The 14,877-nt window shown below is 73.0% G+C and carries 15 protein-coding genes and 1 pseudogene; 12 read left to right on the forward strand and 4 right to left on the reverse strand.

All coding sequences use genetic code 11. The features are described 5' to 3' along the window. The 5 genes from DMH12_RS09205 to DMH12_RS09225 form a co-directional block, all read left to right on the forward strand. Nucleotides 1–1,683: ATP-binding protein (locus tag DMH12_RS09205; protein WP_260474150.1), on the forward strand; the 1,683-nt coding region annotated here is incomplete at its 5' end. A gap of 113 nt (nt 1,684–1,796) precedes the next feature. Further along, nucleotides 1,797–2,216, forward strand: a complete 420-nt coding sequence (locus DMH12_RS09210) for a roadblock/LC7 domain-containing protein (RefSeq protein ID WP_125491122.1) — start codon at nt 1,797–1,799, stop codon at nt 2,214–2,216. After that, nucleotides 2,213–2,572 (forward strand): DUF742 domain-containing protein, encoded by a 360-nt coding sequence (locus tag DMH12_RS09215; protein WP_185832215.1) that lies wholly within the window; start codon nt 2,213–2,215, stop codon nt 2,570–2,572. The genes DMH12_RS09210 and DMH12_RS09215 overlap by 4 nt, the downstream gene beginning before the upstream one ends. Next, nucleotides 2,553–3,191 carry an ATP/GTP-binding protein gene (locus DMH12_RS09220; RefSeq protein WP_125491068.1) on the forward strand — a complete coding sequence of 213 codons (639 nt, stop codon included), beginning with the start codon at nt 2,553–2,555 and terminating at the stop codon, nt 3,189–3,191. Before DMH12_RS09215 ends, DMH12_RS09220 begins: the two co-directional genes overlap by 20 nt. Further along, entirely contained in the window at nt 3,188–4,450 is a 1,263-nt protein-coding gene (locus tag DMH12_RS09225; protein ID WP_125491069.1) for a cytochrome P450, read from the forward strand. Before DMH12_RS09220 ends, DMH12_RS09225 begins: the two co-directional genes overlap by 4 nt. Before the next feature lie 14 nt (nt 4,451–4,464). Here the strand turns inward: DMH12_RS09225 and DMH12_RS09230 are convergent, their stop codons facing one another. After that, on the reverse strand, nt 4,465–5,691 hold the full coding sequence (locus DMH12_RS09230; protein ID WP_125491070.1) for a cytochrome P450: 1,227 nt from the start codon (nt 5,689–5,691) through the stop codon (nt 4,465–4,467). 88 nt (nt 5,692–5,779) lie between these two features. Continuing rightward, nucleotides 5,780–6,541, reverse strand: a complete 762-nt coding sequence (locus DMH12_RS09235; RefSeq protein ID WP_125491071.1) for a FadR/GntR family transcriptional regulator — start codon at nt 6,539–6,541, stop codon at nt 5,780–5,782. A gap of 236 nt (nt 6,542–6,777) precedes the next feature. Between DMH12_RS09235 and DMH12_RS09240 the strand changes: the two genes are divergently transcribed. From DMH12_RS09240 to DMH12_RS09265, 6 genes are read left to right on the forward strand one after another with little or no spacing between them, the layout of a single operon-like run. Next, a complete protein-coding gene (locus DMH12_RS09240) occupies nt 6,778–8,145 on the forward strand; it encodes an MFS transporter (protein WP_125491072.1) in 1,368 nt (455 codons plus the stop codon). Then, a complete protein-coding gene (locus tag DMH12_RS09245) occupies nt 8,142–9,905 on the forward strand; it encodes a dihydroxyacetone kinase family protein (RefSeq protein WP_125491073.1) in 1,764 nt (587 codons plus the stop codon). Before DMH12_RS09240 ends, DMH12_RS09245 begins: the two co-directional genes overlap by 4 nt. An 11-nt stretch (nt 9,906–9,916) precedes the next feature. Next, nucleotides 9,917–10,399, forward strand: coding sequence for a ribose-5-phosphate isomerase (locus DMH12_RS09250; protein WP_122619189.1), 483 nt, complete (start codon nt 9,917–9,919; stop codon nt 10,397–10,399). Then, entirely contained in the window at nt 10,399–11,178 is a 780-nt protein-coding gene (locus DMH12_RS09255) for a triose-phosphate isomerase family protein (protein WP_125491074.1), read from the forward strand. The genes DMH12_RS09250 and DMH12_RS09255 overlap by 1 nt, the downstream gene beginning before the upstream one ends. Next, on the forward strand, nt 11,178–11,978 hold the full coding sequence (locus tag DMH12_RS09260) for a sugar phosphate isomerase/epimerase (RefSeq protein ID WP_125491075.1): 801 nt from the start codon (nt 11,178–11,180) through the stop codon (nt 11,976–11,978). Before DMH12_RS09255 ends, DMH12_RS09260 begins: the two co-directional genes overlap by 1 nt. Further along, nucleotides 11,978–12,853 (forward strand): phosphogluconate dehydrogenase C-terminal domain-containing protein, encoded by an 876-nt coding sequence (locus DMH12_RS09265; protein WP_125491076.1) that lies wholly within the window; start codon nt 11,978–11,980, stop codon nt 12,851–12,853. The genes DMH12_RS09260 and DMH12_RS09265 overlap by 1 nt, the downstream gene beginning before the upstream one ends. A gap of 32 nt (nt 12,854–12,885) precedes the next feature. Here DMH12_RS09265 and pepE read toward each other — a convergent pair whose 3' ends face one another. Both pepE and DMH12_RS09275 read right to left on the reverse strand, forming a co-directional pair. After that, nucleotides 12,886–13,611 carry a dipeptidase PepE gene (gene pepE, locus DMH12_RS09270; protein WP_125491077.1) on the reverse strand — a complete coding sequence of 242 codons (726 nt, stop codon included), beginning with the start codon at nt 13,609–13,611 and terminating at the stop codon, nt 12,886–12,888. Nucleotides 13,612–13,651: 40 nt separating this feature from the next. Continuing rightward, nucleotides 13,652–14,485, reverse strand: coding sequence for an IclR family transcriptional regulator (locus tag DMH12_RS09275; protein ID WP_125491078.1), 834 nt, complete (start codon nt 14,483–14,485; stop codon nt 13,652–13,654). Nucleotides 14,486–14,638: 153 nt separating this feature from the next. On the opposite strand from DMH12_RS09275, the pseudogene DMH12_RS09280 reads away from it, so the two are divergent. Then, nucleotides 14,639–14,854: pseudogene (locus DMH12_RS09280) on the forward strand (hypothetical protein); the annotation flags it as partial. Between the last annotated feature and the right edge of the window lie 23 nt (nt 14,855–14,877).

A 14,877-nucleotide genomic window follows, 5' to 3' on the forward strand; every position in this document is an offset into this window, starting at 1 on the left:
CACCGCACCCCCGCCGTCGCCCTGGTCGTGCTGCCCGCCACCGCCGCGGGCGCCGGTGCCGCCTGGGCCGCGGCGCCCGATGCCGCCCGGGGCTGGACCGCGACCCTCGCCCTGACGTCCTGGCTCTGCGTCGCCGTCACCGTGGTCCTCGCCTCCCACCTGGTCGGACGGGCCCGCCGTACCGCGGCCGACCGCAGAGCCGAGATCGGCACCCTCAAGGCCCGCCTCGCCCAGGAGAACGCCGGCCTGGTGCACCTCGTCAACGTCACGCTGCCGGGCGTCGCCCAGCAGGTGCGCGAGGGTGCCGGCGCCGACGAGGCCGTCGCCCGCACCGCCCCCGTCCCCGGGCCGCACCTGCGGCAGGTCGTCCAGAGCTTCGCCTCCCTCACGGCCGACGCCGTACGGCACACCACGGAGGCCGAGACCCGGCACCAGGAGGCGCTGCGTGAGACGCGCGGCGCCACCGGGGAGCTGGAACACCTGACGAGCAGCACCCTGCCCGCCGCGGTGCGGAGACTGCGCGACGGCACCTCCGCGGAGGTCGTCCTCGCCGAGCTGGACTGGCCCCGGCGTCCGCACCTGCGCGCCTGCGCCGAACTGTTCGTCCGGGAACTGGCCCACAGCGAGCGGCGCACCGCCGCCGCCGAGGCCGCCTCCGCCAAGTCCCTCGGCCGTGTCCAGGCCAAGGCCGTACGCATGCTCGCCGACCTGCGGGACATGCAGGACCGGCACGGCGAGGACGTCCTGGGCGACCTCCTGCGGCTCGACCACAGCACCTCCCAGCTCGGCCTCATCACCGACCGCCTGGCCCTGTTGATGGGCGGCCGCTCCAGCCGCGCCTGGAACAGGCCCATCGTGATGGAGAGCATCCTGCGCGGCGCAGTAGGACGCATCGCCGCCTACCAGCGCGTCCGCATGCACTGCTCCACCACCGCCGCGATCTCCGGCCACGCGGCCGAGGGCGTCATGCACCTGCTGGCCGAACTGATGGACAACGCCGCCAACTTCTCGCCACCCATCGACGAGGTCCACGTGTACGTGGAGGAACGTACCGCCGGGATCGTCGTCACCATCGAGGACAGCGGCCTCAAGATGGCCGACGCCGCCATGCACCACGCCGAGGAGGCCGTGTCGGGACGGGCGACCGACCTGGCCTCGCTCCAGGGCACCCGGCTCGGCCTGGCCGTGGTCGGACGGCTCGCCGCCAAGTACGGCGTCGGCGTGAGCTACCGCCCCTCGTCCCGCGGCGGCACCGGCGTCGTCGTCCTGGTGCCGCCGCAACTGCTCGCCCAGCAGCGGGACCCGCAACCCGCCCTGACCGGCCGCACCTTCGGCGGCGCGGCCCGCGTCCCCGTCCCCGGACCCGCGCCCGCCGCGGAGGCCCCCCTGGCCGCCTCGCGCCTGCCGGACGTCCGTGACGCCGAGCGGACCGTTCCTCCCGAGCAGGCGCCGCGAACCCGCCCGCAGTCCGCGACGCCGGGCGGACTGCCCGTGCGCTCCCCGGGCCGGACCATGGCCGAGGCCGAGGCCGAGCGCGAGTTGCGCGACCCGCCCCCGCGGCCCACCGACCGGCCGGCGACGGCGTCCCGCGACGCCGGGTCCAGCTTCGGTGCCTTCCACCGCGGGCGCCGGTCCGGAGCCGCCGGCGGGGCGCCCACGCCGGAACCGCCCGCGTCGGGGTAGACCGCGCGCCCCACCGCACGGCGCACAACGGCGCCCCCTCGCCCCCGAGTTCGTGAGATTGGAGGAACGGGCCGGTGACCGGAGCAGCAGCACCCACCGTCCCCTCACCCATCATGCAGACCACCGACAACAGCCTCACCTGGCTCCTCCAGAACCTCCTGGACAGCACCCCCGGTACCCGCCACGCCCTCGTCCTGTCCCGGGACGGCCTCCGGCTCTGCTGGACCGAACACCTCACCCTGGACCGGGCCGACCAGCTCGCCGCGATCTGCTCCGGCATCCAGGCCCTCGCCCAGGGCGCCTCCGTCGAGTTCGGCAACGGAACCGGCGGCGTACGGCACTCCATGACCGAGTTCCACGGAGGGCTGCTGTTCATCGTCGAGGCGGGCGAGGGCGCACACCTGGCCGTCGTCGCGGTGGAGGACGCCGACCCCGGCGTGGTGGGCCACCAGATGACCGAGCTGGTCGAGCAGATCGGCGAGCACCTGCGGGCCGCGCCGCGCCACGCCCTCCGCGGGAGCGGCCCGTCGTGACGCGCAGGCCCGTGGACACCGGCGCACCCGACCGGCTCTACACGGTCACGGGCGGACGCAGCCGCGCCGGCGACTCCTTCGACCTCGTCACCCTGGTGGTCGGCGAGTGCGAACCGTCGGCCGGCATGCAGTCGGAACACATCCGGATCCTGGAACTGTGCCGGCACCCCACGGCCGTGGTGGAACTCGCCGCCGAACTGGCACTGCCGATCACGGTGGTCCGCATCCTGCTCGGCGACCTGCTCGCCACCGGGAGCATCACCGCCCGCCATCCGCGCCTGGGGCGGTCCGCCGCGTCGCACCGCCCCGACACCGCCCTTCTCCAGGAGGTGCTCCATGGGCTCCGCAACCTCTGACTCACCGGCCCCCGCGCACCCCGCCGCCTCCGGCCGCACACCCCTGACCGACGCCGCGGAGACCGGCCTGAAGATCGTCGTCGTGGGCGGGTTCGGTGTCGGCAAGACCACCCTGGTCCGCTCCGTCAGCGAGATCAGGCCCCTCAACACGGAGGAGGTGATGACCCAGGCCGGCGTAGGCGTCGACGAGACCGGCGACGTCACCGCGAAGACCACCACCACGGTGGCCTTCGACTTCGGCCGGATCAGCCTCAACGACCGCATGGTGCTGTACCTGTTCGGCGCCCCCGGCCAGGAACGCTTCTGGTTCCTGTGGGACCGTCTCTTCTCCGGCACCCTCGGCGCCGTCGTCCTCGTCGACACCCGCCGCATGGACGACTCCTGGTACGCGATAGACCGGCTCGAACACCACGGCACCCCGTTCGTCGTGGCCGTCAACCGCTTCGACGACGACACCGCCCGGCACTCCCTGGACGAGATCCGCCTGGCCCTCGCGCTGCCGGAGCGCGTACCGCTGGTCGACTGCGACGCCCGGGTACGCGCGTCCGGCAAGCACGTGCTGGTCACCCTTGTGGACCACCTCTACCAACTGGCCCTGGCCCAGGAGGGCGCACCGTGACCGACATCGACCCCGCTCCGCACCCCGTCGTCGCACCGATCTGCCCCGCCCACCCGGACGCCGTCCCGCTGGCCGGGCTCGCGTACCAGCAGACGCCGTCGGAGCTGTACCGCGGACTGCGGGGCGAGCACGGCGCCGTCGCACCCGTGCTCCTCGACGGCGGGGTGCCCGCCTGGCTGGTCCTCGGCTACCCCGAGGTCAGCTATGTGACCAGCCACGACGAGCTGTTCGCCAGGGACTCGCGGCGCTGGAACCAGTGGGACCGCATCCCGCCCGACTGGCCGCTCATGCCCTACGTCGGACACCAGCCCTCGGTGCTGTTCACCGAGGGCGAGGAACACCGGCGCCGGGCCGACGTGATCACCCAGGCCCTGGCCGGCGTCGACCAGTTCGAGCTGGCCCGGGACTGCCGGCAGCTCGCCGACCGGCTCATCGCGGGCTTCGCCGGCAGCGGCCGGGCCGAGCTGATGAGCGGCTACGCGCACGCCCTGCCCATGCGCGCCGCGGTACGCATGTGCGGGATGCCGCACAGCGGTGCCGAGACCCAGCACCTCGTCGAGGACCTGCGCATCTCCCTCGACGCGGCGGAGGGCGACGACCCGGTCGCGGCGTACACGCGTGTGGGCGAGCGCATCCACGGCCTGGTCCGGCACAAGCGCGAGCGTCCCGGCCCCGACGTCACCTCGCGGATGCTGACCCACCCGGCGGGCCTGACCGACGAGGAGACGGTGCAGGACCTGATCTCCGTCATCGCCGCCGCCCAGCAGCCCACCGCCAACTGGATCGGGAACACGCTCCGGCTGCTGCTCACCGACGACCGCTTCGCCCTCAACGTGTCGGGCGGGCGGCTCAGCGTGGGGGAGGCGCTCAACGAGGTGCTGTGGCTGGACACGCCGACACAGAACTTCATCGGCCGCTGGGCCGTGAACGACACCCAGTTGGGCGGCCGGCAGATCCGCGCCGGCGACTGCCTCGTCCTCGGCCTGGCCGCGGCCAACACCGACCCGCAGCTCTGGCCCGAGGCCCACGTCGGCGCCGAGAACTCCGCGCACCTGTCCTTCAGCAACGGCGAGCACCGGTGCCCGTACCCGGCACCGCTGCTCGCCGACGTCGTCGCCCGCACAGCGGTCGAGACCCTGCTGGAACGCCTCCCCGACCTCGTCCTCGCGGTGGAGCCCGAGGAACTGACCTGGCGTCCGTCGATCTGGATGCGCGGACTCACCGCCCTGCCCGCCCTGTTCACCCCCGTGGTGGTCTGACGGGCCTGCCCGCGTCAGCCCGTTGCCGGTGTGAACCGCACCGGCAGGGACTGCGGGCCCCGGGTGAACACCCCGCGCTCCACCGCGTCGAAGCCGTCGTCCGGCCGCAGATCCGGCATGGCGTCCAGCAGCTGCCCCACGCCGATCTCGACCTCCGCCTTCGCCAGCAGCGCCCCGACGCAGAAGTGCCGGCCCAGCGCGAAGGCGAGATGGTCGGCAGCGGCCGAGAAGGCGGTCGTGGTGGTCAGGTCCTCGCGGTGGATGTCGAAGCGGTCCGGGTCGCGGTAGCGGCTCCCGTCCCGGTTGGCGGCGCCGATGAGACACGTGACGGTGTCGCCCGCCGGTATGGTGCCGCCGCTCAGCTCCACCTCGGACGCCGACTGACGCATGATCATGTGCACCGGCGGGGTGTAGCGCAGCGTCTCCGCGAAGGCGCGCGGTATCAGCGACCGGTCCTCGCGCACGGCGGCCAACTGCTCCGGATGGGCGAGCAGGTTGGCGAAGATGCTGGCGATCGCCTTGTCCGTGGTCTCACCGCCCGCCGCGAGCAGCAGGCTGCAGAAGGCCTTGATGTCCTCGTCGCTCATCCGGACCCCGTCGACCTCCGCCGCGCACAGGGAGGACAGCAGGTCGTCGCCCGGATTCTGGCGGCGCTCCCGGATGACCGGGATCATGTACTCGGCGAACTCCACGCGGGTGCGCGCACCGGCGGCCGCCACCTCCTGGTCTCCCGAGAGATTCCCCAGGAAGGCGATGACCGACGTGTACCAGCCGTGGAACCGGTCGTGGTCCGCCTTGTCCAGACCCAGCATGTCGGCGATGACGTCGACCGGGAAGCGGGTCGCGTAGTCGGCGACCAGGTCGGCGCGTCCGGTGTGCCGGAACGCGTCTATCAGCTCGCGGGAGTTGCGCTCGATCACCGGCAGGAACCGCTCCTGGAGATCGGCCCCGCGGAACGCCGGCGCGACCAGCGCGCGCCGGACCGCGTGCTCCCGGCCGCTCAGCTGGAGGATCGTCCTGCCGTGCACGGGCTCGAGCTGCCAGTCGTAGTTCTCGGTCGTGAACTGCCCGTTCCGGTCCTTGAAGACGCGCTCCACGTCGTCGTAGCGCGAGACGATCCAGCTCCGCGTGGCCTCGTGCCAGACGAGGGGCGCGCTCTCCCGCATCGCCCGGTAGACCGGATAGGGGTTCGCCGCGAACTCGGGGGAGAGGATGTCGGGGACCTGCTGCGCGGTGGACATGGGGCTCCTCGGTCGACAACGGCCTTACGGCACCAGGCTATTGACGACACGACGACGCCGACAGACCGCGGACGGGACGAGGTCCCGGTCAGGCGCCGCCGTCCACCGAGGCACGCAGCCGGGCGCTGGCCATCCGCATGTGTTCGGCCATCGCCCGGTCCGCGGCCTCCGGATCGCGCGCGCGGATCGCCCGGAGCACCGCGTCGTGCTCGCAGAGCGTGCCGCTGACGGTGCCCTCGATGTCGCTGACGCGCTCCATCCAGACCTGGAGCAGCGCCCGGATGCTGTGCAGGATGTCGCTGAGGACGGTGTTGCGCGCGATGCGGGCCGTCTCCAGGTGGAAGGCGATGTCGGCGTCGATGAACGCCGTGACGTCGCCGCCCGCGTCGCGCATGTGCTGGAGGTGCTCCTCCAGTCGTGCCACGTCCTCGTCGCCGGCCCGCTCCGCCGCCAGCCGGGCCGACACCCCTTCCATGTACGTGCGCACCTCGACCAGGTCCTGGGTCCGGCGCTGGCCCAGCATCAGCCCCCAGTTGATCGCGCGGGGCAGGAACTCCGAGGTGCCCTCGCGCACGTAGGAGCCGGAACCCGGCCGGATCTCGATGATCCCGAGGACGTCCAGGGCGGAGAGGGCGCCGCGCACGCTGGACCGTGCGACACCCAGCGCCTCGGCCAGCTGACGCTCGGCGGGCAGCCGCGTGCCGGGCCGGATGTCGCCGGCCGAGAGGTGGTCGAGGAGCCGTTTGGCGACCTCGCTGACGGACGACTCGCGCACGACGGGCCGCAGCAGCCGCGCGAGGTCCGGAGCGGCCGCGGAGCTGTGCTGATCAGGCTGACTGGTCACGGTCACCAGTCAACCAGATGCCGGGCCGACCCGGCTGACCAGGCAGTTCACCCCGGTCTTGGGTGCGGTTTGTCAAGAGTTGGGTCGGTAGTGGATCTATGATGCTCGCCACACTGGTAAATTGGTGACCAATTTTGATCCGAGGCATAGCGTGAGGGCGAACCGGTCGGCCGCCTTCCGCGGCGGACATCCGGTGTGACCGACCCCGGACGGAGCTGTCCGGGCGAGCCGAGGAGTCGCCCATGGGTGCCCAAGCGCCATCCGAGGCAGTCGAGAGAACTGCCATCAAGAAGGTCTCAGTCCGCCTCGTCCCGTTCGTGGCGCTGATGTTCTTCGTGAACTACCTGGACCGCACGGCCGTCTCGTTCGCCGAACCCAACGGCATGGGACAGGACCTCGCCCTGACCGCCGCCCAGTTCGGTTTCGCGTCCGGGATCTTCTTCCTCGGCTACATCGTGCTCGAGGTCCCCAGCAACATGGCCCTGCACCGCTTCGGGGCCCGCCGGTGGCTGGCCAGGATCATGGTGACCTGGGGTGTCGTCTCGCTGCTGTTCACCTGGGTCAGCAGCAGCGGCCAGCTGTACACGCTGCGTTTTCTGCTCGGTGTCGCCGAAGCGGGCTTCTTCCCGGGCGCGATCCTCTTCCTCAGCCAGTGGGTGCCGTCCCGCCACCGCACCAAGATCCTCGGCCTGTTCTACCTCGCCCAGCCGCTGACCACCGTGTTCGGCGCCCCGCTCGCGGGCTGGCTGATCGGCCGCCACGGCCTGTTCGGCCTCGAGGGCTGGCGCGTGATGTTTCTGTTCGTGTCGCTGCCGGCGATCATCCTGGGCGTCGTCGCCTGGTTCTACCTGATCGACAGGCCCGCCGACGCCACGTGGCTCACGCCGGCCGAACGCGACTGGCTGACGGCCGAACTCGCCGCCGAGAACGCCCAGAAGACCGGGCACGAGGGCAAGCACGCCAAGGGCGACCTGAAGACCGCCTTCAGCAGCGGCCGGGTCTGGACCCTCGCGGTCGTCTACTTCGGCTTCGTGTACGGCCTGTACGCCCTCGCCTTCTTCCTGCCGACGATCATCAACGGCTTCCAGGACCAGTACGACACCACGTTCAGCGTGATGGACAAGGCCTGGATCACCGCCATCCCGTACCTGCCGGCCGCCGTCGTCCTGTTCTTCTGGACCCGGCACGCCACCCGTCACGGCACCCGCACCTGGCACGTGGCGGGACCGGCCGTCGTCGGCGGTGTCTCCATCCCGCTCGCCCTGTACATGGGCTCCCCGGCCGCCACGGTCGCCGTGATCACCGTCACCGCCTGCGCCATCTTCGCCGCCCTGCCGGTGTTCTGGTCGGTGCCCTCCCGCTTCCTGACCGGAGCCGCCGCCGCGGCCGGCATCGCCCTGATCAACACCGCCGGCAACGTGGCGGGCTTCGCCTCCAGCTACATCACCGGCTGGCTCAAGGACCTGACGGGCGCGTACTACGTACCGCTCTACCTCGTCGGTTTCTTCATGCTGCTGTCCGCCGCGCTGATGGTGTGGCTCGCCGCCCGCCACCGCACCGACGAACCGGTCCCCGCCCCCGCCCACCAGGCCGAGGAGGCCCTGCGATGACCCGCCTGTTCAACGACCCCGCCGCCTTCGCCGACGAGGCGCTGGAGGGCTTCGCCGCCGCGCACCGGCGCTGGGTCCGGCCGGTCACCGGCGGAGTCGTCCGGGCCACCGCCACCCCGGCCGGCCAGGTGGCCGTGGTGATCGGCGGCGGATCGGGCCACTACCCGGCCTTCTCCGGCCTGGTCGGCCGCGGCCTGGCGCACGGCGCGGCCGTCGGCAACGTCTTCGCCTCGCCCTCCGCCCAGCAGATCCGCTCCGTGGCGCGGGCGGCGCACGGCGGCGCCGGAGTCCTGCTGATGTACGGGAACTACGCCGGTGACGTCCTGCACTTCGGCCAGGCCGCCGAGCGGCTGGCCGCCGACGGCATCGACGCCCGTACCTTCGCCGTCGCCGACGACATCTCCAGCGCGGGTCCGGACGAGTCGGCCAAGCGGCGCGGCATCGCCGGTGACCTGCCCGTCTTCAAGGCCGCCGCCGCCGCGGCCGAGCAGGGCCGTCCCCTGGACGAGGTGGTGCGCGCCGCGGAACGGGCGGGCGCCCGCACCCGGTCCTTCGGCATCGCCTTCTCCGGCTGCACCCTGCCCGGCGCCGACCACCCCCTGTTCACCGTCCCCGAGGCCCGGATGGCGGTCGGCCTCGGCATCCACGGGGAGCCCGGCATCGGCGAGGAGGACCTGCCCACCGCCGACGAGGCGGCGCGGCTCCTGGTCCGGACGCTGCTGAAGGAACTGCCCGAGGACGTCCCCGGCCCGGCGGGACAGCGCGCCGCCGTCGTCCTCAACGGGCTCGGCTCGGTCAAGTACGAGGAACTGTTCGTCGTCTACCGCAAGGTCGCGGCCCTGCTCGGCGAGGCGGGCGTCGAGATCGTCGACCCCGAGGTCGGCGAACTCGTCACCAGCTTCGACATGGCCGGTGTCTCCCTCACCCTGACCTGGCTGGACGAGGGCCTGGAGGAGCTGTGGCGGGCCCCCGCCGACACGCCCGCCTACCGCAAGGGTGCCCTCGACGCCGCCGAGCCCGACACCGCCGTACGTCCGGAGACCCCCGTACGCCCGGAGACCGCCCCGTTCCCGGACGCCGGCCCGCCCCCGGCGGCGGATGCCTCACGGCACGCCGCCCGCACCGTCCTGGCCGCCCTGGACGCGGTGGCCGCCGTGGTCGAGGCGCACGCCGACGAACTCGGCCGGATCGACGCCGTCGCCGGCGACGGAGACCACGGCATCGGCATGCTGCGCGGCTCCACCGCCGCCCGCGAGGCCGCCGCCGAGGCCCACGAGCGCGGCGCGGGCGCCGGCACCGTCCTGACCCGCGCCGGCGACGCCTGGGCCGACCGGGCGGGCGGCACCTCCGGCGCCCTGTGGGGCACCGTCCTGCGCTCCCTGGGCACCGCCCTCGGCGACCGGGACACCCCGGACGCCGCCCGCGTCAGCGGCGGGGTCACGGACGCCTCCGCGGCCGTGCGCAGGCTCGGCGGCGCGGAAGTCGGCGACAAGACCATGGTCGACGTCCTCGTGCCCTTCGCCGACGCACTGGCCGCCGCCACGGCCGAGGGCCTGCCCCTCGCCGAGGCCTGGGACCGCGCGGCCACCACGGCCACCGACGCGGCCGCCGCAACGGCCCGCCTGCTGCCCCGCATGGGCCGGGCCCGACCGCACGCCGAGAAGTCCCTCGGCACCCCCGACGCGGGCGCCCACTCCCTCGCCCTGATCACCCGCGCCGTCCACGGCGCCCTGCTCGACCACCCCCACGACCACCACTGAGGAAAGCCGAGATGACCGACAAGCTCCGCATCGTCGTCGGGTCCGACGACGCCGGTTACCAGTACAAGGAAGCCCTCAAGCAGGACCTGGAGAGCAGCGGCCTGGTCGCCGCCGTCACGGACGTGGGTGTCGACGCCGACGGCCACACCGCCTACCCCAAGGTCGCCATCGCCGCCGCCGAGATGGTCGCCCGAGGCGACGCCGACCGCGCCCTGCTGGTGTGCGGCACCGGGCTCGGCGTCGCCATCGCCGCCAACAAGGTCCGGGGCATCCGCGCCGTCACCGCCCACGACTCCTTCTCCGTCGAGCGGGCGGTCCTCTCCAACAACGCGCAGATCCTGACCTTCGGGCAGCGCGTCGTGGGCCTCGAACTCGCCCGCCGCCTGGCCGCCGAGTGGCTCACCTACCGCTTCGACGAGAGCTCGGCGTCGGCCGCCAAGGTCCAGCTGATGTGCGACTACGAGACCGCCTCGGGCGACGGAGCGGCCGCCTGATGCCCGCCGCCGCACCGTCCCCCGTACTGCTGGGGGTGAGCCTGAAGATGTACTTCGGCCACCACCAGACGCTGAACTGGGCCCGCCGGATCGCCGCCCTCGCCGAGCGGCACCCCGCCGTCACCTCCGGCGCCGCCCGCCTCTTCGTGCTCCCCGCCTTCCCGGCCCTAGTGCCCGCCACCGGCATCCTCGCCCCCTACGGCGTCGCCCTCGGCGCCCAGGACATCGCGACCGAGGACGGCGGCCCCTACACCGGCGAGGTCGGCGGCCCCGTCCTCAAGGAGATCGGCTGCCGCTACGCCGAGGTCGGCCACGCCGAACGCCGCCGCCTCTACGGCGAGGGCGACACGGTCGTCGCCGCCAAGACCGCCGCCGCCCTGCGCAACGGCCTCACGCCCGTCCTGTGCGTCGGCGAACGCGACGAGGCCGACCCGGCCGACGCGGCGGCCCGCACGGTCGCCGAGGCGGAACGCCTGCTGCACGGCCTGGACGGCGCGGTCGTCCTCGCCTACGAACCGCAGTGGGCCATCGGCGCCCCCGAACCCGCCTCCGCCGAGCACATCGCGACCGTCTGCACCGCCCTGCGCGACTGGCTCGACCGCCGTCCGCGGCACGCCGGCTCCACCGTCATCTACGGCGGCAGCGCGGGCCCCGGACTGCTGACCCGGCTGGCCGGCACCGCCGAGGGCCTGTTCCTCGGCCGCTTCGCGCACGACCCGGCGAACGTGGAGGCGGTCCTCGACGAGATCCGCTCCCCGGCCCCGGCGGCGGTGGCGTGATGGCGTACGGCATCAGCACCTACGCGTACTTCTGGCGCCACTCCGCCCTCGCCCCCGAGCCGATGAGCCTGACCGCGATGCTGCGCGACACCGCGGAACTCGGCGGCCGGGTCTTCCAGATCTGCGACTACGCGCCCGTCGAGACCTACGACCGCGCGCGGCTCGCCGACCTCCGCGCCACCGCCGACGACCTCGGACTGACCCTGGAACTCGGCACCCGCGGCATCCGGCCCGGCCACCTGCTCACGTACCTCGACATGGCGGGCGAACTGGGGGTGACCCTGGTCCGCTCCATGCTGAACACCGCCGACCACCGGCCGGACACCGACGAGGCGGTCGCCCTGCTGCAGGAGGCGGTGCCCCGCTACGCCGACGCGGGCGTGACCCTCGGCCTGGAGACCTACGAGCAGGTCGCCACCGACGACCTGGTGAGCGTCGTACGCGCCGTCGACAGTCCGCGTCTCGGCATCGTCCTGGACCCGGGCAACAGCGTCGCCCGGCTGGAACGCCCCGCCGACGTCGTGGCCGCCACCGCGCCGTACGTGGTCAACATCCACGTCAAGGACTTCGCCTTCACCCGCCGCGACGGCTGGGTCGGCTTCACCTACGCCGGCTGCCCGCTCGGCGAGGGCCTCCTGGACCACGCCGGCATGGTCGCCGCCGTACGCCCCGGGGAGCGCGGCATCAACCAGATCGTGGAGCACTGGCTCCCGTGGCAGGACGGCGGTTACGACGCCACCGCCCGGCTCGAACACCAGTGGACGCAGCACAGCATCAACACCCTCCTGAGGAGCGAGTAATGCCCACCGAGATCCACACCCGGGCCGACGTCACGACCGTCGCCGTCATCGGGGCCGCCGGCAAGATGGGCCGGCGCGTCTCCGACAACCTGGTCGAGAGCGACTTCCGGGTGCTCTTCAGCGAGGCGTCCCCGGCGGGCCAGGAGCTGATCCGCGGCCTCGGCCGCGAACTGACCGACTCGGCCGACGCCGTCGCCGAGGCCGACGTCGTCGTCCTCGCGGTGCCCGACGTGGTTCTCGGCAAGGTCTCCGAGGAACTCGTGCCGCTGATGAGGCCCGGCACCGTCGTCCTCACCCTCGACCCGGCCGCCGCCTACGCCGGCCTGCTGCACGCACGCGAGGACGTCCACTACGCCTGCGCGCACCCCTGCCACCCCTCGGTGTTCCTGGAGCGGACCACCAAGGAGGAGTGGCAGGACACCTTCGGCGGCATCGCCGCGCCCCAGGAGGTCGTCGCCGCCTACGAGGGCGGGGACGAGACCAAGCGGGAGCTCGCCGACGCCGTCGTCCGGGCCATGTACGCCCCGGTCGTCGACGTCCACTGGGTCACCGTCAAGCAGCTCGCCGTCCTGGAGCCGACCCTGGTGGAGACCATCGCCTGCATGGTCGGCGCCCTGCTGACCGAGGCGCTGCACGAGACCGTCCACACGGTCGGAGTCCCGGAGAAGGCCGCTCGCGCGATGCTGCTCGGCCACACCCAGGTCGCGCTGGCCAACACCCTGAAGGGCTCCAACCCCTTCTCGGACGCCTGCCTGATCGCCATGGACTACGGCCGTGAGTCCATCGTCCGCGAGGACTGGAAGAAGGTCTTCGACGACGAGGAGCTGGACAAGGTCATCACCCGCATGCTGAAGATCAAGGAGATCCGCCGCTAGGACGTCCGCCGGGACGTGCGCGGCGCGCCTGTCTACGCCCGCGAGTCGAACGCCGGGGTTGTGTCGAGCAGTTCGGACAGTTCGGCGCCCACAGCGATCTCGCGGGCGGCGGTGGCGCGGCGGAAGAGACGGGCGTCGCGCGCGCCGCCGAGGGTCGCGCGCCCGCCGTCGACGCGCAGCCAGGAGCCCTCCCGCAGGCCGAGGACCGGCACGTCGTTCTCCTCCAGGAACTCCGTCAGCCGTTCCTCGCGGGTCTCGCCCTTGTGCGTGGACGCCGGGTCCGGGTCGAGGTAGTGCGGGTTGATCTGGAACGGGACCAGGCCGAGCGCCTCGAAGGAGGGCGGCTCGACGATCGGCATGTCGTTGGTGGTGCGCAGCGACGGCGCCGCCATGTTGGTGCCGGCGCTGGCCCCCATGTACGGCAGTCCCGCGCCGACGGCCTTGATCAGCGCCTCCCGCAGCCCCGTACGGTACAGCGCGGAGAGCAGCCGGAACGAGTTGCCGCCGCCGACGAACACGGCGTCCGCCTCGCCGAGCCGCGCGAGCGGGTCGCCGCCCTCGTGCACGCCCCGCACCTCGATCCCCGCCCCGGCGAGCGCGCCGCGCACCTTCGCGGTGTAGGCGTCGTGGTCGGCGAGGGCGTACGGCACGAAGACCAGGCGCCCGCCCGCGGGCAGGAAGCCGGTCACGGTGTCCATGGCGTGTTCCAGGTAACCGCGGCCGTGCTGGGTGGAGTTGGACAGGAGCAGGAGATTCACGGGGTCATCCTCGTCGACGGGGGTGGATCGGTGGTGCGGGTCAGGCGGTGCGCGGCGGGCGCGGGCGCCGGTGGTGCTGGGGCGGATGCGTCAGGCGCTGCTCCAGCAGCCGGGCGGCCCGGCGCAGCACCTCCAGACGGTCCTCGGGGCCCTCGGGGAAGCGCTCCTTGGCGGCGCCGAGACTGAGGCTGCCGTAGGGCTCCGCGCCGAGGAACACGGGCAGGGCGACGGCGCCGATGCCGGCGTCGTACTCGCCGACCGTCCAGGCGTAGCCCTGCGCGCGGACCTGGCGGAACTCGCGCTCCAGCTGGTCGGCGTCGGTGACGGTGCGTTCGGTGAAGCGGGCCATGGGGCGGCCGCGGAAGAGGCGGTGGCGCTGGTCGTCGGGCAGGAAGGCGTAGAACGACTTGCTGGTGGCCCCGGCGTGCGCCGGGTACAGCTCACCGACCAGCGGGTAGTAGCGCAGCGGCCCCTCCTCGCCCTCGACGGCCGCGACGCAGCGCATGTGGAAGTTGTCGGGCAGGCAGAAGAGCACCGTGTCGCCGGTGGCCGCCCGCAGCTCCTGGAGGACGGGCTCGGCGAGCAGCTCCAGGGAGCCCGAGCGCTCCCAGAGACGGCCCAGGCGCAGGGCGGCCGGGCCGATGCGGTAGCGCCGGGTCGCCGGGTCGGAGACCAGGAAGCCGCGGCCCGCGAGCGTGGAGAGCAGGCGCTGGGCGACCGAGGTGTCCCAGCCGAACTCGGCGGCGATCTCGGTGACGCCCCAGTCCGGCCGGGTGCGCTCGAAGGCCAGCAGCACCAGCAGGGCGCGGTCGACGGTCTGGAGGGCCCCGGCCGGGGTCTTCCGGTCCGCGGGCTGTACCGGCGGGTCGGCCACGGTGACTCCTCTCCGTCTCGCCATGCAGACGCGTATTGCATATAACGGGAAACAGTTGCGGAGAACGTTAGTCGATCCCGAACCTGCTGTCAGCACCGCTCCCGGTGCGGATCAGGAGAACTGCCCATGTTGAAGTACGTCCTGGACCTAGTGGACCCCGACGGCCACCCGGTGCCGTACTGCAACCCGGGCGGCACCGACGCGAAGGCCTTCACCAAGCTGGACATCCGCTGCTTCGGCTTCAAGGGCCTGAAGCTGCCCCACGACCTCGACTACGGCCGCCTCTTCCACGGCGTGGACGAGCGGGTGCCGCTGGAGGGGCTGCGGTTCGGGGTGCGGGTGAGGACGCGGTTGTGGCAGGACTGCTGATCCCCGCCCGGCAGGCCCTCGCG

Source organism: Streptomyces sp. WAC 04229, assembly GCF_003947455.1.
Classification (GTDB): domain Bacteria; phylum Actinomycetota; class Actinomycetes; order Streptomycetales; family Streptomycetaceae; genus Streptomyces.